Annotated in this window: 23 protein-coding genes and 1 pseudogene; 16 read left to right on the top strand and 8 right to left on the bottom strand. The window is 47.5% G+C overall.

The features are described from left to right. Positions 1–42 precede the first annotated feature (42 nt). Both AC50Y3_RS15815 and AC50Y3_RS15810 read left to right on the top strand, forming a co-directional pair. Positions 43–1,086 (top strand): S-layer homology domain-containing protein, encoded by a 1,044-nt coding sequence (locus AC50Y3_RS15815; protein ID WP_494819688.1) that lies wholly within the window; start codon positions 43–45, stop codon positions 1,084–1,086. Positions 1,087–1,248: 162 nt separating this feature from the next. Further along, positions 1,249–2,184: a phosphotransferase family protein gene (locus AC50Y3_RS15810; protein WP_494819687.1), complete on the top strand. Its 936-nt coding sequence runs from the start codon at positions 1,249–1,251 to the stop codon at positions 2,182–2,184. Positions 2,185–2,277: 93 nt separating this feature from the next. Here the strand turns inward: AC50Y3_RS15810 and AC50Y3_RS15805 are convergent, their stop codons facing one another. Further along, on the bottom strand, positions 2,278–2,664 hold the full coding sequence (locus AC50Y3_RS15805) for a LysM peptidoglycan-binding domain-containing protein (RefSeq protein ID WP_494819686.1): 387 nt from the start codon (positions 2,662–2,664) through the stop codon (positions 2,278–2,280). A gap of 164 nt (positions 2,665–2,828) precedes the next feature. Between AC50Y3_RS15805 and AC50Y3_RS15800 the strand changes: the two genes are divergently transcribed. Beyond that, the gene (locus AC50Y3_RS15800) at positions 2,829–3,335 is read left to right on the top strand and encodes a GyrI-like domain-containing protein (RefSeq protein WP_494819685.1); all 507 of its coding nucleotides are present in this window, start codon (positions 2,829–2,831) and stop codon (positions 3,333–3,335) included. Positions 3,336–3,404: 69 nt separating this feature from the next. On the opposite strand, the gene AC50Y3_RS15795 is transcribed toward AC50Y3_RS15800, so the two are convergent. Further along, positions 3,405–5,243, bottom strand: coding sequence for an ABC transporter substrate-binding protein (locus tag AC50Y3_RS15795; protein ID WP_494819684.1), 1,839 nt, complete (start codon positions 5,241–5,243; stop codon positions 3,405–3,407). Positions 5,244–5,381: 138 nt separating this feature from the next. On the opposite strand from AC50Y3_RS15795, the gene AC50Y3_RS15790 reads away from it, so the two are divergent. From AC50Y3_RS15790 to AC50Y3_RS15780, 3 genes are all read left to right on the top strand, one after another. Beyond that, on the top strand, positions 5,382–6,929 hold the full coding sequence (locus tag AC50Y3_RS15790; protein WP_494819683.1) for a DUF4153 domain-containing protein: 1,548 nt from the start codon (positions 5,382–5,384) through the stop codon (positions 6,927–6,929). Positions 6,930–7,201: 272 nt separating this feature from the next. Then, positions 7,202–8,248 carry a multicopper oxidase domain-containing protein gene (locus tag AC50Y3_RS15785; RefSeq protein ID WP_494819682.1) on the top strand — a complete coding sequence of 349 codons (1,047 nt, stop codon included), beginning with the start codon at positions 7,202–7,204 and terminating at the stop codon, positions 8,246–8,248. Positions 8,249–8,263: 15 nt separating this feature from the next. Beyond that, positions 8,264–9,466 carry a ZIP family metal transporter gene (locus AC50Y3_RS15780; protein WP_494819681.1) on the top strand — a complete coding sequence of 401 codons (1,203 nt, stop codon included), beginning with the start codon at positions 8,264–8,266 and terminating at the stop codon, positions 9,464–9,466. A gap of 118 nt (positions 9,467–9,584) precedes the next feature. On the opposite strand, the gene AC50Y3_RS15775 is transcribed toward AC50Y3_RS15780, so the two are convergent. Both AC50Y3_RS15775 and AC50Y3_RS15770 read right to left on the bottom strand, forming a co-directional pair. Then, positions 9,585–11,066 carry an LGFP repeat-containing protein gene (locus AC50Y3_RS15775; protein WP_494819680.1) on the bottom strand — a complete coding sequence of 494 codons (1,482 nt, stop codon included), beginning with the start codon at positions 11,064–11,066 and terminating at the stop codon, positions 9,585–9,587. A 206-nt stretch (positions 11,067–11,272) separates the two neighbouring features. After that, positions 11,273–12,184: a helix-turn-helix domain-containing protein gene (locus AC50Y3_RS15770; protein WP_494819679.1), complete on the bottom strand. Its 912-nt coding sequence runs from the start codon at positions 12,182–12,184 to the stop codon at positions 11,273–11,275. Positions 12,185–12,572: 388 nt separating this feature from the next. Here AC50Y3_RS15770 and AC50Y3_RS15765 point away from each other — a divergent pair, with 388 nt between their 5' ends. Beyond that, on the top strand, positions 12,573–14,315 hold the full coding sequence (locus AC50Y3_RS15765) for a proline--tRNA ligase (protein WP_494819678.1): 1,743 nt from the start codon (positions 12,573–12,575) through the stop codon (positions 14,313–14,315). Positions 14,316–14,394: 79 nt separating this feature from the next. Then, on the top strand, positions 14,395–14,844 hold the full coding sequence (locus AC50Y3_RS15760) for a GyrI-like domain-containing protein (RefSeq protein WP_494819677.1): 450 nt from the start codon (positions 14,395–14,397) through the stop codon (positions 14,842–14,844). A gap of 121 nt (positions 14,845–14,965) precedes the next feature. Here the strand turns inward: AC50Y3_RS15760 and xerS are convergent, their stop codons facing one another. Continuing rightward, on the bottom strand, positions 14,966–16,048 hold the full coding sequence (xerS, locus tag AC50Y3_RS15755) for a tyrosine recombinase XerS (protein ID WP_494819676.1): 1,083 nt from the start codon (positions 16,046–16,048) through the stop codon (positions 14,966–14,968). A 176-nt stretch (positions 16,049–16,224) separates the two neighbouring features. Here xerS and AC50Y3_RS15750 point away from each other — a divergent pair, with 176 nt between their 5' ends. The 6 genes from AC50Y3_RS15750 (at position 16,225) to AC50Y3_RS15725 (ending at position 21,357) form a co-directional block, all read left to right on the top strand. Beyond that, positions 16,225–16,587, top strand: a complete 363-nt coding sequence (locus tag AC50Y3_RS15750) for a GntR family transcriptional regulator (protein WP_494819675.1) — start codon at positions 16,225–16,227, stop codon at positions 16,585–16,587. A 9-nt stretch (positions 16,588–16,596) separates the two neighbouring features. Continuing rightward, positions 16,597–17,490: an ABC transporter ATP-binding protein gene (locus AC50Y3_RS15745; RefSeq protein ID WP_494819674.1), complete on the top strand. Its 894-nt coding sequence runs from the start codon at positions 16,597–16,599 to the stop codon at positions 17,488–17,490. Beyond that, positions 17,487–18,176, top strand: a complete 690-nt coding sequence (locus AC50Y3_RS15740; RefSeq protein WP_494819673.1) for a hypothetical protein — start codon at positions 17,487–17,489, stop codon at positions 18,174–18,176. Before AC50Y3_RS15745 ends, AC50Y3_RS15740 begins: the two co-directional genes overlap by 4 nt. A gap of 135 nt (positions 18,177–18,311) precedes the next feature. Beyond that, positions 18,312–18,968, top strand: a complete 657-nt coding sequence (locus AC50Y3_RS15735; protein ID WP_494819672.1) for a cell wall hydrolase — start codon at positions 18,312–18,314, stop codon at positions 18,966–18,968. 250 nt (positions 18,969–19,218) lie between these two features. Continuing rightward, positions 19,219–20,643, top strand: coding sequence for an immunoglobulin-like domain-containing protein (locus AC50Y3_RS15730; protein WP_494819671.1), 1,425 nt, complete (start codon positions 19,219–19,221; stop codon positions 20,641–20,643). Positions 20,644–20,793: 150 nt separating this feature from the next. Next, positions 20,794–21,357 (top strand): NUDIX domain-containing protein, encoded by a 564-nt coding sequence (locus AC50Y3_RS15725; RefSeq protein WP_494819670.1) that lies wholly within the window; start codon positions 20,794–20,796, stop codon positions 21,355–21,357. Between the two features lie 84 nt (positions 21,358–21,441). Here the strand turns inward: AC50Y3_RS15725 and AC50Y3_RS15720 are convergent, their stop codons facing one another. Next, on the bottom strand, positions 21,442–21,927 hold the full coding sequence (locus tag AC50Y3_RS15720; protein WP_494819669.1) for a C40 family peptidase: 486 nt from the start codon (positions 21,925–21,927) through the stop codon (positions 21,442–21,444). A gap of 254 nt (positions 21,928–22,181) precedes the next feature. Here AC50Y3_RS15720 and msrA point away from each other — a divergent pair, with 254 nt between their 5' ends. Then, complete coding sequence (msrA, locus tag AC50Y3_RS15715; RefSeq protein ID WP_494819668.1) at positions 22,182–23,168, top strand: peptide-methionine (S)-S-oxide reductase MsrA; 987 nt, start codon at positions 22,182–22,184, stop codon at positions 23,166–23,168. 232 nt (positions 23,169–23,400) lie between these two features. On the opposite strand, the gene AC50Y3_RS15710 is transcribed toward msrA, so the two are convergent. Further along, positions 23,401–24,603: an MFS transporter gene (locus AC50Y3_RS15710; RefSeq protein ID WP_494819667.1), complete on the bottom strand. Its 1,203-nt coding sequence runs from the start codon at positions 24,601–24,603 to the stop codon at positions 23,401–23,403. A gap of 154 nt (positions 24,604–24,757) precedes the next feature. On the opposite strand from AC50Y3_RS15710, the pseudogene AC50Y3_RS15705 reads away from it, so the two are divergent. Further along, positions 24,758–25,087, top strand: a pseudogene (locus tag AC50Y3_RS15705) (TetR/AcrR family transcriptional regulator); the annotation flags it as partial. Between the two features lie 391 nt (positions 25,088–25,478). Here AC50Y3_RS15705 and AC50Y3_RS15700 read toward each other — a convergent pair. After that, positions 25,479–26,000 carry a hypothetical protein gene (locus AC50Y3_RS15700; protein WP_494819666.1) on the bottom strand — a complete coding sequence of 174 codons (522 nt, stop codon included), beginning with the start codon at positions 25,998–26,000 and terminating at the stop codon, positions 25,479–25,481. Positions 26,001–26,982: the final 982 nt, after the last annotated feature.

Below are 26,982 nucleotides of genomic sequence, written 5' to 3'. Positions count from 1 at the left end.
ACCTTACCTGAAAGCCCAAAATACTTCACGAGGTGAACGAATATGAAAAAAACATTCAAAATGATTACACTAACTGCAGCAGCCACTATGGTTTTAACTTTTGCGAGCCAAAGCTTCGCAGCATCCTCCGGTTTCACGGATTTGACTAACCATGCAGCGAAGAATGAGATCCTTTCTTTGCAGCAACGCGGTCTGATCAAGGGCATCTCGGCTGATCAATTTGCACCGCATGCTACAATGACGGCGGCACAAGGCGTTCAGCTCATCGTGAATGCACTGAATTTGAACTTGGATCTGGTTCGCTTCTTTAAAGAACCGAAAGCGACCGATTATTTCGTGAACGCTAATGATAAAGCTTGGTACGCAGATGCGCTGATCATTGCGGCAGTTAACGGCCTTGACCTGCCGAAAGACCTGAATCCAAACAAACAATTGAACCGTGAAGAATTTACGCATGAGCTTATCCACGCGATCGAAGTAACTGGCAAATTGCCAATGATTAAACCGGTTGCCGTGGACATTGCGGATCAAGACCAAATCACCATCGAATACTCCGGGTCGATTACACGCGCACTTAATTACGGCGTCATTAAACTTGGCGAAGACGGGAAAGTGAATCCGAAGGTGATCATTACTCGTTCGGAAGCGGCGGTTGAAATCTATAATGCACTTGCCTATATGAAAGCTCATGCGGCACCAATCGATGCTAACAGCAAAGTATCTGTTGCACAAGGTAACGAGCTAATCGGAGACGCTATCGGCGTAACGCCATCCCTGAGCGAGGGTGCCGACCCTAACGCTGCATTTACACGTGAAGCCTTTATCACGCAGCTCGTTAAAGCGGTCGAAGAAGCCGGCAAGCTGCCGATGATCAATGTTGTCGTTACCGATATTAAGGATGCGGATCAAATCGATGTCGTCAATTCCGGTGCTATCCAGCGCTCAATCAACTATGGGATTGTCAAACTCAGCAGCGACGGCAGCTTCAATCCAAAGAGTGAGATTACATATGGTGAAGCAACCGAAGCGATCCATAATGCTGTGGCTTACTTGAAAGCTCATTCTGTTGATCCTACTGCGAAATAACTTTCGAATCACAGCGGCTGCCGGACGATCGTCCGGCAGTTTTTTTTATCTAGCCATCGAAGCACGAAGTCATTTGCAACTTTTCCCACTTCTATGCGTTTAATAGACATTCACCAAGAAGGAGACCTAACAAGACTGAAGGAGGATTTACAGAAGGCTGCCATGGAGAACCCAACCTTAATACAAGCGGAACAATTAGCAGGCGATTATTTGCAAGAGCAAGTGAAATCTTCATACCAGATTCTAGGCAAGGGCTTCATAAATCAAGTTTGCGTAGTCGAGACAGCAACTCATAAAGTCGTAGTCCGTATGAACGATTCATCTGAGTATCCCATCTATCTCAAAGAAGCATGGTGCATGGAGCAAGCAGCTGCTGCTGGCGTACCTGGTCCAGAAGTATTGTCCACTGGGATTGCCGGAGAAGTCGCCTATATGATTCAAACTTTCGTAGATGGCGACAACGGATTAGACAGCTTAGCCAGCAAAGTGGATATTTGGCGGCAGCTTGGCGCGTATGTCAAGCGTATACATGCGATCGATGCGAGAGGGTTCGGAGAGGATCTGATCGACCCTCGGACAGGTGAGTTCCGTTCACCTCCTCATCCAGGGTCTGATGGCAGCTGGCAAGGGTATGTGCAATATAACATCAACAGTCTGACAGAGAATGATCGGTTAATTGAGCTTGGCGTCATCTCGCAGGCAGAATCGGCGAGAGTGAGAGAGATATTCGAGCTTGTGAAGGGAACAGCATTTCGATTCGGCTTAAATCATGGAGATCTCTCCTTGAAGAATATGATGGTTAGTCCGACAGGAGAAGTTCGAGTGCTGGATTGGGGCAGTGCAGAGGTTCATATCGTGCCGGATGGAGACATTATTCAAGTTATGCAAGGCATCATTCTTGGCGATGGGCCGAGCGAAGAGGAGTTTCATGCTTTTCTCGACGGGTATGGTCGGAAGGTGGAAGACCTCGCTGATTTGAAGCGAGTAATGTTGCTTCGAGTTTTCGATAAACTCAGGTGGGCGATCGATAAGAGTCCGGATCAGATCGGATACTTTGCCGCCTATGCGAGGAAAGCAGTCGAAATGAATCTGGACTAACTCGGGTCAAAATAGAAAAGCCTTCTGATTCGCAGTGCGCTGCGTCTCGGAAGGCTTATTGCATTTTCCTTAGATTATGGATAGGAGATGCTTTTATTTCTGAACTTCAGACGGCTGATGCGCCATCTCCGAATAGGTTTTATGACAAACCATATTGGATATACGTGGGATGACGATCGTTTCGCCTACTTTCAATTGGTTCGGATTCTTATGCTGGGGGTTCGCTTCCTCTAAGATCGGCATGGGCATGTTATATTTGTGACCGATAGAGGCGAATGTATCCCCGGCTTGAACTTGGTGCTGTGCGAAAACCATGTCATCGGATTGACCGTCTCGAAAGAATGGGAAGAAAAACGGTGAAAAGGAGAAGAACGGAAACAAGAAACGTCCTGGGAAGAACGGATGGGGAAAAGGGCGGAAGAACGGGCGACGGCCAAAACCTCCACCAAATCCACCTCCAGGGAAAAAGCCACGATTCATTTCGGTAACCTCCATGATGTTGGGATAGTCATTTGACTATATAGAATATCCGCAAAGGCTTGGAATCGTGACAGAGAATTTGGAAAAATATTGATAACATAGGTGCAGGAAACGTGATCCATATCCCGAATAGTTGACGAATATCGTAGAAATGGGGTGCTCGAATGAAAATTGAAATCGTTCAAACAACTGCAATTACGGCTTACGTTGGCGTACGGGCAGTTAGTCTCATGTCTAATATGGGGAATGCTGTAAGCCGGGCGCTTCAAGAAGTGGTAGAGAGAAGCCATGAAATTGAGAACATCAGAAACCGTGAAGTGACCTACGGAATTACACCTCCGAATTACAAAGGGAACGATGGTCTGCTCGATTTTTATTGCTGCTATGAAGTAGATCCGCTAGCTAATGTACCGCACGGCATGGTCCATCTTCATCTCTTACCAAGATTGTATGCAGTTACCTCTTATCGCGGGGCTGCTAGCAAGCTCGTAACTGCTTATGATTATACATCCAGATGGCTTGCCGACAACGGCTATGAGTATGATGATGTATCGTATTATATGGAGCGATATGACGAGAATACGAAGCGTGAAACGGATGATGAACGTAATGAAATCATGATTTATAGTCCGATCCGATCTACAAGAAGTCATTCAAGTAGTGATAACTAAAGGCAATGCTTAAAAATCCGCGGAAATCGCGGATTTTTATATTCGAGTTCAGTTACCTTTAATGACTAACTATTCGGACAGCTTGGTGAACCAGAGATCCCGGAAATGGACCCAGCCGAGCGATTCCAAAGATATCCCGCGGATCGAAGGGTGGAAGGCGGTTTTGAGATGCTTGCGGTAGAGGAACATGAGGCTGTGGACTGCTGTCAGCTGTTGCTCGATCTGACGGAAGCGATCCGCTCTGCGCTTGGTATCGGACTCAGACAACAAGTCGGCCAGCTGCTGCTCCAGCGTCACTTGCATGGCTGGCCGCATGTGCAGCTGCATGCTCTTGAACAAATCGATGAGGCGCAGCTCACGATGCTCGTCCAGCATGACGGCAAACAGTAGCAAATCCGCATGCAAGCGGTCTTCGCCCTTGAATTGTTCAGCGGGAATGAACTTGATCTCTAGTGTAATGCCTCCAAGCGCGCACACCTGCTGTACGATCCGCGCATCGGATTCATATTGCGGGATGGTCGCAAGAACGATCGGCTCTCCATTGTAGCCGGCTTCCGAAAGTCTTTGTTTCGCCTTATCCGGACCTACTGCAACATATGGTTGCCTATTCTCCGTATGTTGGGGCCAAAAGCTGTCGGCAGGTTCGATAACGTCGCCGGAGAGCCGCTCTATGATTTCTTCGCGATTCAGTGCCTGATCGAACGCCTCTCGCACAGTGGCATTTGCAAGAGGGCCTTCACGGAGCTCATTAACGGTCAGAAACTTGCAGGTTGTACCGGATTGGCGAATCTGCTGCCATTGCTCCGTAGCCGACTCGGATAATCGCACGTTATGCATGACCTGGAAGGCCGGCTGCTCCGCTTGTCCGTCCAGCTCTTGCTGCAGCGGCTGTGTCCACACCTCAACGCGATCCAGAAAGCCGCGCCCTTGAAAATAAGCGGGGAATGCTTCCAGCACTAAGACGCCATGCTCCCGATCGATCAGGCGGAAAGGTCCGGTACCGATCGGCTGAAGTCCGAGCTCCGGGTAGGAGAATCGGTCGGAGGCAGGGTTCAACGCCTTGGAAGAGGAAGAGACCTCCGGAGCCGGAACGATCGAGGCCCGGTTCGTAGCTAAGAAGGGGAGTAAAGCCTCATTTCGCTGCTCAAGAACAAATTGAACGGTGCGATCGTCCAACAATGCGATGGAGACCATGTCCCCATACACCCAGTTATACAATCCCCGCGGAGCAAGTGCCTTTAACCGCTCGAACGTGAATACGACATCGGCGGCTACCATCTCCCGGCCATGATGGAAGTGGACTCCTTTACGAAGGTAAAAGGTCCAACGAGTGCGTGTAGCATCCACATCCCAGGCATGTGCAAGATGCGGAAGAATCGTATCGCCTGATGGACTCATGCGAACAAGTCCGTCAAAGAGCTGATTGACCAGATGCGCTTCACCGGAATAGTGGATGGAGGCAGGGTCTAAGGAATGAATGGTTTGTGGCAACGGAAATCGTAAAATGTCCAATCGACGCTCGCCCAACACCTCGGAATGAAAGCCGAACCGTTTCGAGAGCCAATCCTGAAACTGCGCGCGAAGTCCCCGCGAGCCCTCACTGTCCATCGTTTGCAAGTAGGAAATGGCCATTTGTAAGTCTTGCTTCTGTGCGATTTCCTGCGCTTCAAGCAGCACGATCTCTTCTTTCCTAGCTAGAAAGTGCAAGACGGAGCGATTGCCGCGTCCGCGACGCGGTTCCCAGCTTAGCCAGCCTTCACGCTGCATCCGCTGCAGCAGGAGAACCATATTGCGATGCGTGCAATCCAGCGCTTCTGCCAGTTCCTGCGTTGTCACTTCGTACGGTTCATGCTCCTGCAGCTGTGGCAGAGCGCTCCGCAGAGCGATGTAATGCTGCCTCATTTTCATCGCGAACACGTCTCCCGACTTAAAATATGAAATTTATTATTCAAATCTTACACTTTTTCTTCTTATTTTATAGGCTACAATAAATAGGAGAAAAGCACAAACGTTGCTAATGCAGTATATATGTCGGGAGTGAGTCTTTTGAGAGATCCAGCACCATGGCAAAGACGATATGAGAAAATGGCGCTTTGGTCATTAGGGTTTGGCGTATTCAGTCAATATTTATTTGTCGGTAATAGCTTAGGTATATCCGTAGCGCTGTTTACCTGCGCCTTTTATGGTTTGTTCTTCTATGCAATAAAAGGGAGAATTGGCGGATTCGATCAGTGGCGCGGACAATCGAAGTCGGGTTGGCTGCTGTGTCTGCCGGTCGCACTGCTGTCGTTCAGCTACATGCTCTTTAACAATGAGTTGTTCCGTTTGCTTAATATTGCTGTACTACCTGCACTTGTCGCGGCCCAAACGGTATTGCTCTCGCGAAGCAGTACGAAGCCTTGGTTTCGAACCGCTTACTATCAGGATGTGCTTTACTTAAGTTTGATTAAACCGTTTTCCTACTTCACAGTCCCATTCGGTCTGCTCGCTAATCGAATCTCTCCGCAGCAAAATAGTGGGGGAACTGCGGGCGGCGGCAAGGTTCGCCGAATCTTGCTGGGGCTTCTGCTCGCGTCGCCGCTTCTGATTGTAGTCATCCTGCTGCTGGCATCTGCAGATCGCATATTTATGGACTTGTTGAATCGATTGCCTGAGATGTTCGGCGACTACTCGATTCGTACCTTGTTTACCAGAACAGTACTTGCGGTAGCCATCTCTGTCTTTACATTCAGCTACTTATGGACATTGCTATTCCGGAGAACGGATGATCAATGGCGAGATGGCAGTGATGCGGGAGCTGCTCAAGCTTTCTCCGCTGCAGCATCCGCGGTTGCTGTAAGGCAGCAAGCGCCGCTTTCGCTCGACGCCCTTACAGCCGGAACGCTGCTGATCAGCTTTAACATCGTTTATATTATTTTCGCCGCCATCCAATTCTCGTATTTGTTCGGGGCTGCGAATGGTTTGCTGCCGGATGGTGTTGCTTATGCCGAGTATGCAAGACAGGGTTTCGCACAACTAGTCGTTGTTGCTCTCATCAATCTCGTCTTGCTATTGAGTGGCCTTCATTTCATCCTTAGAGAGGGCGCAGCGGCGGAGTGGGTACGAAAGCTCTCTCTGAGCATGCTTGTCGGTTGTACGGTTGTGATGCTGGTATCGGCTTACAGCAGGCTGTCGCTCTACGAATCGGCTTACGGCTACACACAAACACGAATACTGGTTCAAGGGTTTATGCTGTTTCTGGGTGTCATCTTAATCGCATCCTTCATACGGATTTGGAGTGAGCATTTCTCATTGGCGAAAGCGTACATAGGGCTTGCCGTAACAGCTTACATGATCATCAATTATGTGAACGTAGATGCGATCATCGCCAAGCAGAATATGATTCGTTATCAAGATACAGGGAAGATCGATATGCAGTATCTTGGCTCACTATCCACGGATGCATTTCCTACCCTGTTAAAGCTGCAGAAAGAAGAGCCGGCACTTGCGGATGCAATCGAAGGCGTGAAGAAAAGCATGCTTGACGATGCCAATCAACGTGGTGGTTGGCCGGCCTGGAATGTTTCAGTGGCGAGAGTGATGAAGGAGAATTAATCACATAGTTTATGTGATTAAATAAATAGTTAACGGCATGAATGTTTCAGGTTTATCCATGCTGTAGATGAGAAGTCCGCGTCTTTGCGGACTTTTTTTATTTTTGGTGAAGAAATTTATGGTTTACAAACGCAGGCGTTCGGCATATATTTAAGTCATTCAAGTTTTGCTCTAGGGAAACATTTTGTCCCTTGTCCACATTAATATTTTTTTGATTATTTTTTTGCACACGGAAAACTTAATTTACTTCATGCAAAATAGGGGGTGGCATCATGGCATTTAATCTGAAACGCCCTGTCTCCAGGCGGGATGTTCTGAAATGGGGAGCTGCAGGTGTCTTAGGCGCATTCAGCGGAGGCTTATTCAGCCCAGGCTCCTTATTAGGGAAACCGGTCAAGGCGATGACCAAACACGAGGTGCATTCGGCATTAAAGCAGCATAAACATCAGACGATGGCACATGGCTATGATCCGGGGAAAGATCAGACTTATGGCCTGCAAGCCGCGATCAAATCGTTAACAGAGTTTGATTACGGTAAGGTGAGTACCCGTGCTGACGGACGGACAGTACGCGAATACACGATGGTCGCTTCGGATTCGAATGTCGAAATTGCGAAAGGCATCACGTTTCCGGGCTGGACGTATAATGGGACCATTCCGGGGCCAACGATCCGCTGTACGGAAGGCGATATTGTGCGAGTCAAGTTCTGGAATGGCTCCTCGCATCCTCACTCGATTCATTTTCACGGCGTTCATCCAACTGGAATGGACGGCATTGAACCGGTACCGACCGGAACGGAATTTATCTATGAGTTTGAAGCAAAACCTGCCGGCATGCATGTATACCATTGCCATATTCCGCCTTTATCCAAGCACATTCACAAAGGACTCTACGGAAATTTTATCGTTGATCCGAAGGTGCCGAGGAAGAAAGCTCGTGAGTTCAATATGGTCATGAATGGCTTCGATCTGGATTTAGACGGAGAGAATGAAATCTACACCGTGAACGGCTACGCGTTCGCGTTCCAGGCTTGGCCAATTCCTGTGAAAGCCGGGGAGCTGGTCCGGGTTTATCTAAGCAATTTAACGGAATTTGATCTCATCAATTCCTTCCATCTTCATGCGAACTTCTTCAAGTATTACGAGGTAGGCGCCGATCCGGATGCCAGACCGGTATTGACCGACACCATTATGCAGTGCCAAGGGCAGCGCGGCATTCTGGAGATGATATTTCCTGAACCTGGCCAGTATATGTTCCACGCTCATCAAAGTGAATTTGCCGAGCTGGGCTGGATGGGATTCTTCGAGGTCAAAGCGTAGGAGGGAGGGGTTTGCATGGAGATAAAAGTCGTGAATACTGCGAAACAGAAACCACCTGGAAGTAAGCTGCTTTGGATATGGGGAGGCGCGCCTCTCATACTACTAATTCTGGTCATTTACTTCATTTCGAATCTAGGGACTGGTATTAAAGATGAGCCGGTCGCGCCGATCGAAGCGCTTAATGTCCAGAAAATTGTGCTTACCCATGAAGGTTTTACGCTGCATGTACTGAACACGGGGCCGGAGAAAGTTACGATCGCGCAGGTACTGGTAAACGATGCCTTCTGGAATGCGGATTTCCATCCCAGTGCTTCTATTGGACGACTTGCGCAAACCGAAATTAAGATTCCGTATGGCTGGGTCGAAGGAGATCCCTACGAAATTAAGCTGATTACGACGAACGGATTGATTTTCGCAGGAGAGGTGCCTGTTGCAGCGTTGACACCGGTGCCGGATGCTTCTCGTGTAGCCCAGTATGCATTGATCGGTTTCTATGTAGGGGTAGTTCCCGTAGGATTAGGATTACTGTGGTTCCCCTTCTTACACCGATTCTCGCAGCGCGGGATGCAAGCTGTTCTGGCTCTGACAGTGGGTTTACTGTTCTTCCTCGTTATTGACACGTTTGAGGAAGGATTTGAATTAGGGGCTGAAGCACCCGGTATCTTCCAAGGCAATGGTCTGGTTTGGTTCGGCGCACTTCTCAGTTTCTTGTTCCTGGTTGCCATAGATCAAGCAAATGAGCGAAAAGGTACGGTTAGCGGCAAACAGGTGGCTTTCAAAATCGCCGGAGGCATCGGTCTGCATAATCTAGGCGAAGGATTGGCCATCGGCGCAGCATTCGCAGCCGGTGAAGCTGCTCTCGGAACCTTCCTTATCATTGGGTTTACGCTTCACAACATTACGGAAGGTGTCGGAATTGCTGCTCCGCTTCTGCAAGATCGCCCGACTTGGCGGACTTTTGTAGGATTAGCGCTTCTTGGCGGAGGCCCGGCGATCATCGGTACGTGGACTGGCGGATTCATTTTCAACGAAGCCTTTGCAGCCTTGTTCTTTGGTATTGGAGCTGGTGCAATTATGCAGGTCATTTACGTGATTAGTAAGATGGTTGTCAGAGAGGCCGGGAAGAGCGGAAGGGCGGTCGTGTCTTGGAGCAATCTGGGCAGTCTCTTTCTGGGGATTCTCATTATGTATGTGACTGCTTTGTTTGTTAGTGTTTAATTTAGTGACATAAATATAGTTATGTAAACTAAATGTATTCCTGAGATGTTTAACGAACTGAAACACTGCAAAGCAAAAAGAGAAAGGAGAGGCTGCTGTCTCTCCTTTTCGTCATCTTCTAGAACACCTGAACACCATTCGTTGGATCCCACGTCATGTATCCGCCTTGGAAGTTTTGCCTCGTTCCGGCACCATATGAAAACTCATCACTCGTCGGGAATTGGAGGTAGGTATGGTTTGTACTCTGCAGGTAGGTTTGCCAGAAGCCATTGCGAACTTGAAACGTTCCGCTGCCCGATGTCATGATAGCGCTGGCCCCGATGCTGCCCCCGTCAAAATCCTGCACATAACCATAATCCCAATAGTGCACGTATGCGCTGCCCCCATTGTCATATGGAGACCCGTTCGTTGCCATGCCACCGTGGCTGTTGAAGTAGTTAAGGATGTTCGTATTCGTAGTTCCGCCTGATAGCTTACCTTCGTACGCTGTTGCATTGCGGAAATTCGTCCAACCGGTTTTCTTATCTGACGTGCCCAAACCAGTGGATTTGAAGATTCCATAACGGAGCGATGGCTCATCTTGGAGGTAAAACCATACGCCGCTTTGGATATAAGGAGAGGCTTTCATGACATTGTACGCAGCCGTAATATTAGAGGCTTGCACGGCCTCGCTGACGGCATCTGTTGTCCAGCCAATCTCCGTCATGAATATTTTCTTAGGCGTACCCGAACCTTCATAGGCTGCATATGCGCTGTGTACGTAATTGATGTAATTGTTCAGCTGTGTAGTGGAGACGGAACCGCCTTGATCAATATAGATATGCTGACCAACATGATCGAGAGGGTAGGATCCTGCATTGGACTGGATCCAATTCCAGCTCCCTACCGTTGTGCCTTCATAGTACGTATCGCTAATATAATCGGCACCTGAACCGCCGGAAGAGTAGCCTGCAATATCGTGACCGAATACGCCGCCGCTGATGACCTCCACATCGTAGTTGTTATAGTATTTCATCTGCGTATAGACGTGGCCCAGCATAGCGGCGAAATTAGAAGGATAAATAAACGAGCATCCGGTGTAAACACCCGGTGACGGATTCGAGCCCCAGCAATTCGGCTCATTCCATACTTCCCAATACTTGATGACACCATCGTAATGGCCAGCCATCCGTCCGGCTAAGTACCCGAATTGGTCGATGAAGTTGTTGTAGCCGTCCCCACCGGGCGTATTTTCCGCATTGTTAGCTGTCCAATCCGATTGTGTGCCAGGCCAGGATTCATTCGATATCAGTCCGATGACTTGAAGACCTTTACTGCGCAGTCTGTTCACAATCGTATCGTAGGTGCTGTAAAATGCCGCCGTATCCGAAGTGTACGGCCCGAGGCGAAAGTTAAGCCGTACAAATCCTGCTCCACTATCGGCTAGCGCCTGCGCAACCGCATTAGTAATGAGAATGTTGCCGGAGTCATCGATGGGACGCCCGAATTGGATGCCTTGTGGACCGGCTGCTGCTGCTTCGCGTACGCCTACGAAGCTGAATGCTGTTAATACAAAGGCGGCGATCATCATAGCGGCCGCCCAGGTTGAAACTCGTTTCATCACGATACCTCCTTAGGAGTTGAAATCGTTTACACTTCTAATTGTATGCGGGCTGAAATCGGAACCCTCCTTTACAATCCGGACCTCATTCGAGTGAATATTCATGGGTTAAATGTGATGTGTAAGACGCGATGATGTTGCTTTAAGTGCTTACATGTCGTGATCTTGGCTAAGGATTACTTATAATTTCGGGACAATATTCAGCCTTAGGAGTGCGCGTTGGTATTCGAGCGTTGATCACTTGGCGGATAGCCATAGACACGGCGAAAGAGTTGACTTAGGTAGCTGCCATTCGCAAATCCAATTTCTTGCGCAATGCGGTCTAAGGAATAATCAGACTGCCTGAGCAGATGAATGGCGCGGTTTAAACGGATTTCGGTGAGGTAGCGATTCATCGTTTTGCCCGTGACGAGCTTGAACATCCGTCCTAGATGCCGCGGGCTGAAATGTACATGATCAGCTACCTGCTCAAGCGTTATCGGGTGCTGATAGTTATCCTCAAGAAACAGAATCGTTTCTAGGATGACCTCATAACCTTGTCTTTTGACGGGTATGGAATAGGTCGCCTGTTTGTTTTCTCCTGCCAACATTCTGGCGGTTGCCAGAATGACGCCGGCAAGACGACTTTGAACCGCCGAGTAGTAGCCGACGAATTGGCGGTTGGCTTCTTCGGCACATGAGGTGAAGAGCGGAATGGCGCCAAGGGAGTCCGGGAGGCCGCTGCAAACGGGAGTATCGAAAATATGGAGCAGCTGCTTGGCTTCTTGGGTGTTATGAGGTTCAGCGTTCTCTGGAATAGTGAATTGGCATTGCAGACAAAGCTCAGCCATCGGGTCTTGCTGATCCGATACTTGCGTATGGACAATCTCAGGACCGGTCAAATAAAACATATTCGACTCGACGTGGAAAGGAGTTTGTTCCATACGGACAAAACCTTTGCCGGAGGTGATGAAATGGAATTCATAGGAGGAATGCTTATGCTCGGGTACTTGCCAGCCCGGACCGGGTGGGACGTAATTGATTTTGATCACATCCACCTGTAAGGCACCGATAGAGAGCTGAACAGGCATCCGTTCCAAGTTGCGAAAATGTCGTTTGATGGGGTCTAGATCCAGCAAAATGAACCACCTGCTTTCATAATCGTTCTGGTACTAGCTTATTCGCGGTTTCCGGTTGACTTGCCGCTAAACTTGTTGTACCTTTAGAATCACATTAAATTGAACGACCATGATCAAGGATATGCGTTCTTGTCATTCTGTGCCCAGAGAGGGAGCCCACCCGGCTGAGAGGCTTCCCGCAGATCCATGAATCGCCCTGCCTTGTAGTCGCTGCAAGGAACCCAGCTTTCCGTATTTGCAGCCGGGATCACCCCGTTATCCGTACAAAAGAGCCGCTGCTTCTATGCGGCTGAATTTTGGGTGGTACCACGAGCGCGCACTCGTCCCTTAACCAGGGATGGGTGCGCGTTTTTTGCATTTTGATGCCTATGGAAAAGGTGGTATTTCGATGAGACAGAAATCTGTATTCTTACCAACCATGAGGGAAGTACCTGCAGATGCAGAAGCCGTAAGTCATAAGTGGCTTGTTAAAGGCGGATTTATTCGTCAGCTCTCCGCCGGTGTTTATTCCTTCCTGCCTTTGGGGCGCCGCGTGCTGCGCAAGGTAGAAGCTATTGTTCGTTATGAAATGGAGCAAACCGGCGCGCAGGAGGTACTGCTTCCTGCATTCCAGCCTGCTGATCTATGGCAGCAATCAGGGCGATACGATGTCTATGGTCCGGAGCTGGTACGGCTGCAGGACCGAAACGGACGTGAGTTCGTGCTAGGCCCGACGCATGAAGAAGTTATTACGCAGCTTGTCGGACAGGAGATCTCCACTTATCGCAAGCTCCCTGTCACGTTGTTCCAGCTGCAAACTAAGTTTCGTGATGAACGTCGACCGCGCTTTGGTTTGCTCCGTTGCAGAGAGTTCGTCATGAAGGATGCGTATTCTTTTGACAGTGAATGGGAGGGTCTGGATCGGACATATCAGGCGATGTACGAGGCTTATCATCGTATATTCGAGCGCTGTGGGCTGGAGTTCCGCGCTGTTCAAGCAGATGCGGGTGCCATCGGAGGAGAAGGCGGAACCCATGAGTTTATGGCGATTGCCGAGTCCGGTGAAGATGATGTCGTGACCTGCAGCTCCTGCGATTATGCGGCGAATATGGAGAAAGCGATAAGTCTTGAAGCGGCGAGGGTCGAAGCTGGCAATAGAAGTATAGCAAGAGATCAGTCGGCAGATGGTTTGCAAGCGGCGGCAGAACAATTCCACACGCCTGGTATGAGAACGATTGACGAGTTGGCTGCAGGACTTGGCATCGGTCATGATGAACTGATTAAGACACTGATCTATCTTGCTGATGGAGAACCGGTTGCCGTACTTGTGCGAGGGGATCACAGCATTAACGAAACGAAAGTGCTCAATTCGCTTCAAGCTGTCACGCTTACGCTTGCTGATACCGAAACGGTCAGAACCGTAACTGGAGCCGGTACCGGATTCGCTGGACCAATCGGACTTGCGATCCCGCTGCTGGTTGATCTGGAAGTAGGTTTCATGAAGGCGGGCATCGCTGGTGCTAATGTAACGGACTATCATGTTCGTCATGTCGTGCCGGGGCGAGACTTCTCTATAGAGCGGATCGGGGATTTCCGCAATGTGGAGGTAGGCGATCATTGTCCAAGCTGCGAGCAAGGAGAGCTGCGGACAATTCACGGCATCGAAATCGGTCATGTGTTCAAGCTCGGAACGAAGTATAGCGAGAAGCTAGGCGCGCAGTTCGTAGATTCCACAGGTGATACAAAGCCGATCATTATGGGCTGTTACGGAATTGGCATTTCCCGGCTGCTCTCGGCCATCATTGAGCAGCATCATGACGAGAACGGCATGATGTGGCCGGCCGCGGTTGCTCCGTATGATGTTCACCTTATCCCGGTTTCAACGCAGGATAGCCTTCAGATGGAAGTGGCAGAAAAGCTGTATGCGCAACTACAGGCGGCAGGAATTGACGTACTGCTGGATGACCGCGATGAGCGGCTTGGTGTAAAGCTCAAGGACAGCGATCTGATCGGGCTTCCAATTCGGATCGTCGTTGGTAAAGGCGTCGCGGAAGGCCAGGTTGAATGGAAGGTGCGCAATGCGACTGGCGCTGCGGATCGATTGGCAATTGCGGATGTACTTGCGACTGTTCAAAGTACGATTGGCGTTTAAATTGCGATTCTTAGGACTTCTTGAACGAACGGTAGAGTTGGCGGGTTAGGATGAGCGTGATGAATGGAGGTTTTGGTGGATGGCGGGACAAGTTGTAAGCGTGAATGAACCGAAAAGCTTCGTATTGCACGGATTCTCGAAGGTACATGTGGAAGGCACACCGTACAGCACTGATGTTCGGGAGCTGATGGACAAACTATGGGGTGTCATTCAGAAGTTCAAACTGCCACATCGCGGTATCAATCATATGGTATACGAGCAAGATGGTCGCGTATTTGCTGGAGTGGAGCTTGAGGAAGCCGCTTCCGAGATCGAGCACGGTTTGGAGTCATTAATCGTAACGCTGCAGGAGCACGCCTATTACAAGCATGTCGGATCGTATGATCGCTTGGGCGAGGCGTATGATGCCATTCACGAAGGTCTTGCAGCACAAGGGAAATCGCAGACTAAACCGCTTATCGAAGTGTATGGACATTGGTCGGACGATCCAGCGAAGCTTGAGACCGAAATTTACTGCGCCATTCATTAGAGGCAATCCGACTCTCTGTAAACAAACCAGCCAGACTGCGCCGCGGTGGATGCCCCCAGACAACAAAGAATCGCATGCGCTAAAACAAAAGCCCCATACCAAACCCGGTATGGGGCTTTCCCTATGCCTCTTTCGGCCGATCGATGGCTTCGGCCATCGTTTTGTCCGTTAGGTGGGCGTAGATTTGCGTCGTTTCCGGCGAGGCGTGGCCAAGCTGCTCCTGCGTCTTGTACAGGTCATTACGCAGATAGTAGTCGGTCGCGAAGGAATGGCGCAGCTTATGAACCGAGAGGTACGGCTTGCCGAATCGTTTGGCATACTTGAGGACCATTTCTTGAATGGCTCGTTTCGTCATTCGCGAGCCTTCCTTCTTGCCGTTTGGAATGGCGAGGAAGAGCGCTTTTTCCCGTTTAGGTGCTTTGTACTGCGAATCACGCTGAGAGATATACAGCTGAAGATCACGCATGGCTTCCTGGCGGAAATAAACCGGCGTCTTAAACGTATCGTCGTTCTTACCTTTGCGGTACACGTAGAGCAGGCGCTTCTTCAGGTCGATGTCGTCAACGTTCATGTTGAACACCTCGGATACACGCAGTCCGGAGTTGAGGATAAGACTCACAATAGAAGTATCACGTGTGCGGTTGTTCGTATACGAATAGAGTGCTTGCTTGTTAGTAGCAATCTCCATACCGTAGTCCTCGTTTATGTAGCGGATAAACTCATCGATCTCTTGCTCCTGCAGCAGCTTGCCTTCGAGCTTAGCAGCCGTATCCTTCGGCTTCGACGTTCGTTTGATGGACACCTTCGCCATCACATTACGTTTCAATAGCGGATAGAATTGCTCGTCTTCGGCAATTTGGCTCAAATAATGAAAGAGCGAGCGAAGAGAGGATAGTTTGCGGGAAATCGTTGTTCTGCTGTTGGCTTGCAGCTGGCGTGTGGATAGAAACATTTTGAAATGATCGATACTGTCCATATGCAGTCGTTCCAGTTCAATCAACTCTACATCGCGAAGTGTCGGTCCAACGGCCAATCCTTCTGCGAGCAGCCAAGATAAAAACGTATCATAATCCCGCACATATTCGAGCAGCGAAGAAGGCGAGAGATCAGGAAGCTTATAGTTGATGAATTTCTCGATATACCAGGGCATTGATGGCGTTCTGCGGTCAAGCTCCTGCCGATCTTTGATTTTGATAATATTCATGCGCAGCCACCTCCATTATTTCTCATTTTAAAGCAGTGGGAGGGCAAAGTAAACCGCACATTGGAACGAATGTTCGCACTGGGCTTTGGCGGAAATAAAAGAAGAGCTCTTGACGAATCAGTTCATTGCTTATATAGTTAGTTGCATGAGTAACTAACCGATGTGGTGGTGTAGCGATGAGTATCAAGATCGATGACAGCCGTCCCATATTCGTCCAAATTGCCGAGCGAATTGAGGATGACATTATTGGAGGCGGAATGCCGGAAGAAACGCAGGTTCCTTCGACGAATCAGTTTGCGGCTTTCTACGGTATTAATCCGGCCACAGCAGCTAAAGGCGTGAATCTGCTAGTCGATGAAGAGATTCTATATAAGAAACGGGGAATTGGCATGTTTGTCGCAACCGGCGCTAAAGCGAAGCTGATGGAGAAGCGGAAAGAGCAATTTTTTGAACAATATGTGGTAACGATGATTCAAGAAGCAGAGAAGCTTGGCATTACGATCGAACAATTAACGGATATGATCCGCAGGAAAGGATGAGTCTGACATATGAAAACAGTAATTGAAGCGAAGCGGTTAACGAAGGTGTTCGGGAACTACAAAGCCATCGACGATATCAGCTTCCAAATCGAAGAGAATAAGATCTATGGGCTGCTTGGACGGAATGGTGCGGGTAAAACAACGATTATGCATATGATAACGGCGCAATTGTTTAAAACAAGCGGAGAGCTCAGCGTGTTCGGCGAAGAGCCTTACGAGAATAACCGCGTGCTGCGTCAAATTTGTTTTATTAAAGAGAGTCAGAAATACCCGGACAATTTCAAAGTAGTAGATGTATTTGAGACGGCTGCTTTATTTTTCCCCCAATGGGATGGTGCATATGCGCGTGAGCTAGTAGCAGAATTCAAGCTTCCCTTGAAGCGCAGAGTGAAGAAATTATCCCGAGGAATGCTGTCTGCTGTTGGTATTATTGTAGGCCTTGCCAGCCGCGCGCCGATTACGATTTTTGATGAGCCTTACTTGGGATTGGATGCGGTGGCACGGACGATTTTCTATGATCGGTTAATGGAGGACTACGCGCTTCACCCTCGTACAATCATTCTATCGACACATCTCATAGATGAAGTCAGCCGATTGCTGGAGCATATCATCGTCATTAATGATGGTAAACTACTGCTCAATGAAGAGGCAGATTCGCTGCGTGGCCGCGCCTATACGGTAACCGGGCCAGTGGCCAAAATCGAATCCTACATCGCAAACAAGAAGGTCATTCACAGTGAGGGAATGGGCGGTTATCGCTCAGCAACGATTTATGGCAGCTTGGTTGCCAGTGATCAGAAGACGGCAGAAGCATTGGGATTGGACATTACGACGGTTACCATTCAACAGTTGATTGTTTACCTGACAAGTGATCAAGTACGTAAAGAGGTGACGTTACGATGAATATGGTACAAAATGTAGTTAAAATGTACGCAAGAGACAAATGGGGCTGGTTTTTTCTCCCTTGGGTCATTCTGTTTTCCAGCTTTATAGTCAACCTGTTTATTGCCGCTTTCATTCCGGTGGACGACAAAATTGTTACCGGCGGTCTGATGTCGATCTTCATCTATATGATGGTAATCGGAATTGTTTCATTGTCGCAAACATTCCCATTTGCACTGGGGTTAAGCGTTAGGAGACGCGATTTCTTCTTTGGCTCCATGCTTATGATTACGTTGCTTAGCGCAGGGATCTCCATCATCTTATGCGTGCTTTCCTATATTGAAGGAAGTGTGATTGATGGCTGGGGAGTCAGGTTGTATTTCTTCCATCTGCCCTACATTTCAGACGGGAATGCCTTCTTGCAAATCGTGATCTTCTTCTCCGTCATGCTGAATCTCTATATGATCGGGTTCCTGTGTGCAAGCGTTCATCGTCGATACGGCCGCAATGGGATGTATGTGTTTTCGATTGTTGCGGTTCTTGTCTTGACCGTAATTCTTTACATGGTTAAATATTTGGGTTGGTGGACCGCTATCTTCGACTTCTTCGGTGACCATACAGCTTTTCAACTTTCCCTATTGCTATTCCCGATTACGATTTGTCTATCTCTTGCAGCCTACTTGCTGCTGCGTAGAGCTACTGTGTGAATACGCCGAAGGTTGTTTTTCGTACAGTATGAGAGAATTTTAAGTTCATTAGAATATCCCCTTAATTGGCATGGCAGATGTTGATTCGTGTTACAATCAGCCTCATACCAAAGGATATGGAGGGGTTTCTACACCATGGTAAGTCACAAAAGAATCGCAGCAGCGCTTGTATTCTTCGTACTTCTATCAGGAGGCGCGTTATACAGCTCCGAAGCACATGCTGCAGCAGCGCCAACGCTTAAAGCAGGCAGTCAGGGCGGAGACGTATCGGATCTACAGTTCCGATTGCAGACACTCGGCTTCTACAAAGACAAAATCACGACCACATATGGCATGTCGACTCGTAATGCAGTTGCAAACTTTCAACGTGCAAATGGGATTACCAGTGACGGTATCGCCGGTCCTAAGACATGGGCAAAGCTGAAGAAGCTTTCGGTTAACAAACCTGAGCTGTCAAAGCTCGCCCGTATCATCTACTCGGAATCGAGAGGTGAAGTGTATAAAGGGCAGGTCGCTGTGGGAGCTGTCGTGATGAACCGATTGAAATCGCCATTATTTCCGAAGAATTTAACGGATGTCATTATGCAGCCTTATGCCTTCACCGCCGTAGCCGATGGTCAGTATTGGCTGCTGCCGAACAATACCGCATTCCTAGCAGCAAAGGACGCTGTTCGCGGATGGGATCCGACAAAAGAAGCGCTGTATTATTATAATCCGATCACTGCCAAATCGAAGTGGATTCTCACTCGTAAAGTAACAACGAAGATAGGAAGCCATGTCTTCGCGATCTAGCTTATGTAAAACCGCTCCTTTGAGGGCGGTTTTTTTTATCCTTATTATCCTTCATAAACTGCAACTAATTTACCCAATCAATCGTTTGAAGTGTAGATGAAAAACGCGGTGTCGCTAATGCGCCAATTCCATACAGTTAACGACAGTAAATGAAATTTATTCCTAAATGGCCCCCGTATACGCACCCATGGCGACGAAGTGTATCTGTAGTGAGCGTTTTCACTAATTTATGGTGTAGGGAGAGAGGTTCATGAAGAAGTGGACAGTACTAATGCTTGTCCTTTCCATGTGTCTACTTGGCAGCAGCACCGCACTCGCACATGGGAATAGCCACAATGGTGGCAACGATGATAGTCGCCAGCAGCAATTGCAGTCTTGTAGAGACGCCACGAATCGCCTGAACGCGGTACTGATTAAAGTGAAGAATGAACGTACGCGTGCGATCCTGAAGCGAATGATTGCCAGCTTCAAAGCGGAATGCGAGTCAGGCGCTAATGGCGACAGCACGTATCAGAAAGACCTAGCGAAAGTAAATGCCGACAAGAACGCGCTATCTATTCAATTCCTTGGCAATGACAATGCTAAATCCGTAACGCTGCCTGTCATTCTCAGCTCCAAAGGTAAGAACGGCTCCACCATTACTTGGACTTCCAGCAACACTTCGGTCCTCGCAGGTAACGGATTACTTATTAATCGCCCGCAGAACAATGACGCTGCGATCGATTTGACGGCCACGATTCGTTCCGGAAACGCCGCAACAACAAAAACGTTCCGTATCATTGTGAAGTCTACTGCTCCGGCAATGTCCGATATGGATCGGGTGAAGAAAGATTATGAGGCATTAAACATCGTATTCGGCGGTACTGACACAATCGATAGTGTTACACAACCGTTTAAAGAGCTTCCGAGTAGAGGCGTGAACGGCTCTACAGTGACTTGGGCATCGACGCTGCCTTCCGTTATTTCCAACGACGGTAAGAAGGTAGTCAGACCTTCGAGCGGTAATGGCAGCACGACTGTTATTTTCACAGCAGAGATCCGATCTGGCAGTTATAGAGAGACGAAGGTATTTATCGTGAAAGTGAAAGAACAGCTGCCGGATGCTCAACGAGTCGCAGCAGATAAGGCTGCGCTTCAGATCGATTTTGGCGGATCTGACTCCGCAGGTCGCGTCACTCGTCCGTTTGATGTATTGCCTGCATATGGCGTGAATGGCTCCTCGATTAAATGGATGTCCAGTTCACCTGCCGTGCTGTCCGATGATGGCAAATCACTTCACCGTCCGGCAGCCGGTACGGGAGATACATTCGTAGTCTTGACAGCTGTTATCACCGGCGGATCAGCAGTCGATGTGAAGCAGTTTACATTGACCGTGAAAGCAGAATATACGAATTCAGAGAAGGTCGCCGCTGATAAAGCCGATCTTGCGATTAGTTACAAAGATAATGACAATGCCGGATATGTAACTCAACCGCTTGGGCTGCCATCTAAGGGCTTCTATGGCAGTACGATTGTCTGGTACTCAAGCAATACCTCGGTGTTGTCAGACAACGGAACGGTGCTGCATCGTCCTGCTCATGGTCAAGGTGATGTATCTGTTAATTTGACCGCTTTTATCAGCAATAACGGCATTGGCGATGTTAAAGTGTTTACGGTAAATGTGAAGCAGCAATAAAGGTTTGATGCTTTCGAATTGGACTTATAGAACCTATTGAACTATAGTCCTTCCGGAGCTATGATTAACGAAGCTGAATGGGGAGATGGTCGTTCCCCGGCAGCTCTGATTATGGCAATTCTATATCGGACAATTCGGGAGAGTTCATTTATGGGAATTAATTATTGTTTATCATGTGGAGCTCCGCTGGAAGTAAGAGATGTAGATGGTACGCCTCGGAAAGCCTGCACAGCTGATGGCTGCAATTTCGTGCATTGGGGCAATTACAGTGTCGGTGTTGGCGCATTAGTTGTGCGGAGCGAGAAGGTACTTCTCGTTCGCCGGGCTCAAGAACCGGGTAAAGGATATTGGACGAATCCGGGCGGCTATATTGAGCAGCACGAGCTCATCCATGACACGATCCGTCGCGAGGTAATGGAAGAAGCCGGCGTGGAAGCGGAGGTTCGGAACATTGTTGCCGTCCGCGATCATCCGAGAAACATTCATAACGTCTATATTGCATTCGCGATGGATTATGTTTCCGGCGAGCCGGTGCCGGACGGTGTTGAAGTCGATGCAGCAGGCTTCTATAGCTTGCAAGAGATGGAATCGATGAATGTGGCCGGATTTACGAAGTGGTTGGTCGATGTTGCGCTGCATGGTCAAGGCGAAGGTTTGAAGGAAGACAAAGAACCGATCGTGCAATTCGACGGGTACGGGTTGTTCCGAGTATAAGCTGATTCAGCGTATGAAAAAAAGAGCCTGATAAGAGGAGATGCGGACTCTATCCGTATGCCATCTTAACGGGCTCTTGCTTGATTAACTAAGGACGCGTCTTGCCGTTACGAATGAATTCTTCCAATAGCCTGTCGACATATCGGAGATCTTCACACTTTTACCTGCACTATGCAAGATCTTATTGTCGCCGGCATAGATCGCAACATGGCTAATACCGATACCATTGGTGTTGAAGAAGACAAGGTCTCCTACACTTAGGTAACCTTTGGCGATTTTCTTGCCTTTAGCGGATTGATCGGAAGACGAACGTGGAAGTGTAATGTTAAAATTATCATATACATATTGTGTGAAGGATGAGCAGTCGAAAGCATTCGTCATATAGGGGACCGCACCGTATAGATAGGGAGTGCCTATGTATTTCTCACCGTAAGTGATCAACTCTTTCGATTTCTCCGTTGCAGCGCTCGCTTGCGTTGCCGTGCTTAGTGAAAGTGCAGTAAATCCAACCGTGGCGCAAAGGCTCACACTTAGGACGCTCTTGAGTAAACGTTTGTTAGTTGCTACCATCTGTTTATTCCCTCCAGCTCTTCAAGGTGCCATTTGTCTTTACACACTATAACACACTTCCAAAACACCCTTTTTGCACCATTAGGAGTCAATCGCGAGTGTTCTATAGCGATATCGGCCTTTATGAGAATTAAGTGAGAAATTTCTCATGTTCGGGGGCGGATAAATGAGAATGGCGTCGTTTGGAATGATGGCCCAGCTTTGATATGATAGAAACAGTGCGATATCGACAAAATGAAAGGGGATTCTTGTCCATGACAGATCAAGTGAATAATACGAATAACGAGTCTTCAAGCCATGTGGAACAAGCAACTTTCGCTGGGGGTTGTTTCTGGTGTATGGTGACTCCTTTCGAGGAGCAGCCCGGTATTATCAGTGTGATTTCCGGTTATATGGGCGGTCATACAGAGAACCCCACTTACCAAGAAGTGTGTTCGGAAACGACGGGACATGCTGAAGTGGTTCAGATTACATTCGATTCTTCGATTTATCCCTATGAGAAGCTGCTCGATGTTTACTGGAGACAAATTGACCCGACAGATGCCGGCGGACAATTCCATGATCGCGGAAACTCGTACCGGACTGCGATCTTCTACCATAGTGAAGAGCAGCGCGTGATTGCCGAGCGTTCCAAGGTTGAATTGGGCCAAAGCGGTCGTTTCGATAAGCCGATTGCAACCCAAATCGTTGCAGCTACGCCATTTTATCCGGCAGAGGACTATCATCAAGGGTATCATCACAAGAATCCGCTTCGTTACCGGATGTATCGTGAAGGTTCCGGTCGTGATTCGTTCATTAAGACTCACTGGAATACGAAGGCTGATCGTGAAGCAAGACGCGAGAAGCTGACTCCGCTTCAATTTGAAGTCACTCAGAATAACGGCACGGAAGCGCCATTCGAGAATGAGTTTTGGGATTTTAACGGAGAAGGCATCTACGTAGATATCGTGTCCGGAGAACCGCTGTTCAGTTCAGCGGATAAATTCGATGCGCACTGCGGATGGCCCAGCTTCACGAAACCGCTCGTAGGCGGCAATGTGAAAGAAAAGCAGGACTTGAGCCACCGTATGATTCGTACGGAAGTGCGAAGCGCGAATGCGGATTCGCATTTAGGGCATGTCTTTAATGATGGTCCAGGGCCAACTAAGCTGCGGTATTGCATTAATTCTGCGGCGCTGCGATTCATTCCGAAAGAAGACATGGAGCAAGAGGGTTACGGGTATTTGTTGAATTCGGTATAAGCGGAATCGATTTAGTTTACATAACTATTGTTAAGTAAACTAAACGGCTGGAGGAAATGAAAAACTCTCGTTCGAAGCAGCGGCTGCCGCGCTTTTGAGCGAGAGTTTTTTGGTTTTATTCAGGTGGAGCAGCGTCTACCTTTGTAGAAGTGTCTTACTCCATCTTCTCCTTATTATAGGGTAATATGCATGAAAAAGAGGGTGCCGATTGGCAACCTCGCGTCTTTTCCCACTATGATTTGGACTTGGATTCGGTTAAGAAATATAGGAACGCTAAGGATGGCAGCGCTCCACCTACACAGGTGCTCCATATCCAGCCGCCATGCGCATAGGTTAATCCGCCAAAGAATGAACCAACGGCTCCGCCAATGAAGAAGATTGCCATGAATAAACCGTTTAGTCTTCCACGAATTTCATTTCCAAGTGAATAAATGATCCTCTGACTGGTGACCAAATTAGCCGATACCGCCATATCCAGCGTGATTGCCACGAGGAAAAGCAGCGCGAGCGATAAGTGCGACTTATCGTGAAATATGGCAATGAGTACGTAGGATGCGATTGCAGTTAAGATGGCTGTAATGGTAATGCTTCTGGTGAAGCCTTTGTCAGCCCATCTTCCACCAATAGGTGCGGCGATCGCGCCAGCCACCCCAACCAAGGCGAATATGGCGATCCCGCTCTGAGACATTCCATATTCATCGGCGAGCCGAAGTGGAACCGTCGTCCAGAAGAGACTGAAAGATCCGAACAGGCAGGCTTGATATAAAGCGCGTCGCCTTAAGATGGGATACATTTTCAATAAGCCAATTAAGGAAGCAACGAGTTGTTTATAGCTTAATTTGCTTTCCGGGTATCTCGTTGGTAAAACGCGTGTCAGCATAAGTGCCAATAATGCCATGAAAATCGCGGATAGGACGAATATTGTCCGCCATCCCCAAAGGCCGGCGACAAGACTGGAAATCGGCCTAGCCAGCATGATACCAAGTAGAAGTCCGCTCATGACATTTCCAACCACTCGGCCGCGCTGTTGTTCGCTTGACATCGATGCGGCTAACGGGACTAGGATTTGCGCAACAACTGAACCTGATCCGATTAATAAGGCTGCAGTGAGGAATAGGACAGCTCCGGGCGAAACAGCAGCCAGAATCAATGCCAAGACGACAACGAGAAGCGTACTCACGATGAGCCGTCGATTCTCGAGCTTATCGCTTAGCGGTACAACGAAGAGCAGGCCTGCCACATAGCCGATTTGCGTTAAAGTTACGATTAAGCCGGCTACACCTGGAGGTAGTCCAAGTGCCTTGCTAATGGGGCCAACTAGTGTTTGGGAATAGTATAGATTAGCTACGACTAGACCACATGCGACAGCCAGAATGATCATCATGGCCGTGGAGATATTGTTTTGTTGCTTTGAAGCAGCCTTGCTATTACTCATGATAATTGAAGTTCCCTTCTACAAGATGATCATTTATATTAAGTGAACGTATCGTCTACTTAATGTGTGGTTATCAATATATAATGAACGGAGCGTTTTGTAAATGCGTTGAATTCCGATATACTGAAGTCAAAGGACTGAAAGAGGGATTGAAATGGCTCAAAAAGGACGCCCCCGAGATGTAAAGCTGCAGCATTTAATCTTATCCGTTTCCTATGAGCTATTGTTCGAAAACGGGTATGAAGCCGTGACTATAGAGAAAATCGCTGAGAAGGCGGGCGTAAGCAAAGCGACCATCTATAAATGGTGGCCGAACAAAGCAGCTGTCGTTGCGGACGGTTTCTTCGAAGCTGCAGCAAGTCAGATGCCTATACCGGATACCGGATCGGTTATGGAAGATATTATGATCCACGCGACTAATTTAGCTTCATTTATGGAAAGTAAAGAAGGAAACATCATTGCCGAATTGATTGGTCAAGGCCAGAATGGTTCAGTATTCGACTGTACTACTACTTCACAAAACCCGTATTTTATACATATGTCCGCGACATCGTGAGTCCATGAATCACCTATAAAGATTATCCCCGCAGTTAGTGATTTTTTTCCTCTCTTAAATAAGTAACCCTGATCAAATCCAGCAATTGTAAGACCGAACATAAATAAACCAACACATAGGACAAAAATATATGAGTAAATAACGCGAAAGTTCTCATGCGTAACCGTACGTACTCCAAGTACGTCGTTCCATAAATAAACAAATTTGCTATAATCATGTACTGCAATTTCCCGTATCATAATTCCCATACCCTACCCCCGTTAATAAAAATATTAAAGGCGGTTTATTGAGCTTTCATACCTCGATATGTTAATGATCCTCAGTTTGATAGATCAGTTAATAAAAATACATTGTTCCCAATTGTAAATGATACTGTCTTATTAGGTAGCTCAAGTGTTTCATTTTTCTGGAAAGGCACAATTGAATCTTTATTCACTTTGAATAGTTTGGCACTATATTTACTACTGTAAGAAATGTTTCCATGTACGATGCTAAACATCATAAAACCTTTATCTGCATTACTGTATTTTTTGAATGAGCTGATATTGTTCACTTCAAAAATATTGACAATGTCCTTAAAAAGAACTGCATCGATGTTGTTTATATTATCAATCTTGCCTTGGTCCATGAAATGAGTGTATTCGTCTGATCTTACTTGATAATTAATTGTGTAACCAATATGACTCGACATATCAATTAAATACATATTCATGTTCTCTACTAGAGAACTATTCCAACTAATTAGAAATTGGAGTAAAACGAGATTATCTGCATTAGTATCAAACTTCTGAGATATCTTCTGCAATACATCGTTCCAGTTAATATGTTCTACATCATTCATAGAAATCTTCTCTCGATCATTGGAAGTACATGAAGATTGAATTAGCAATACGATGCAAAGAAACACGAATGAGATGTACCTTTTCAAGTTTGTCACCTCCACACTTTACAAATATCCCCATGTCTTTGACGCAACTAACTAACATTAAGTTGCGCTATACTGCCCGTTTGTATTATGAGGTCATCTTTAGTTATCCTAACGACTTCGTATTGTTTCATTATTGCACTCCATTTTTCTGATTATTAGAGTTTTCTATTCCAATTCTTGATTTCCTATATTCAGCAATCCTGCTCTTTTGTTCAACAAGTTACCGGCCATCCGGCTGCTTATCGGGAATCGGACAATGTTCTTGTCATCGCCAAATGACAAGAACTTGATCCGATAACTAAAAAAACCGCGATTTACGCGGATTTCATTCGGATAATGTTCTTGTCAACCGACAGCTGTCTTCGTCAGTTCCTTCAAACTTTCTTGATTAACTGCAAGTGCAATCTCTTCTTGAGTTAATGATTTTGGAAGTTCATCTAATATTACATTAGGTTCCAATAATGCCTGTCCCATAACAAAAGAATGCCGCGATATACGCGACATTTCATGAGATTATGTTCTTGTCACCCGACAGGTATATATCTCGATTGAAAGAGAAGAACCAACAAAATAACACACGCTCCTACTCGAAGTCTTCTTCGCTGGCGGTCGGGTAATTGTAAGGCTACATTTTTAGTTTTTTCAAGCTAACGAATTGATTCTTGAAGAATGATCTGTGTGATACTCGTCGCAGTTCGTTAATTTTGTTATGAAGCGAACAAACTCCTAATCTTCTCCCACAATTACAGGGACACAACTTTTTGTTAGCCACACGTTTCTTCTTCGCTAATAGTTCTAGTGCGTACAAGACTTGCTTAGGTTCAACTAAGCCAAGTAAGTCTAAGTAGTCATCTAGAATTCCTTCGTCTCCATGCCTTAATTCACCGAAAATGAA

It is taken from the genome of Paenibacillus sp. J22R98, from assembly GCF_059383835.1.
This window is presented reverse-complemented; position numbering and strand designations above follow the sequence as displayed.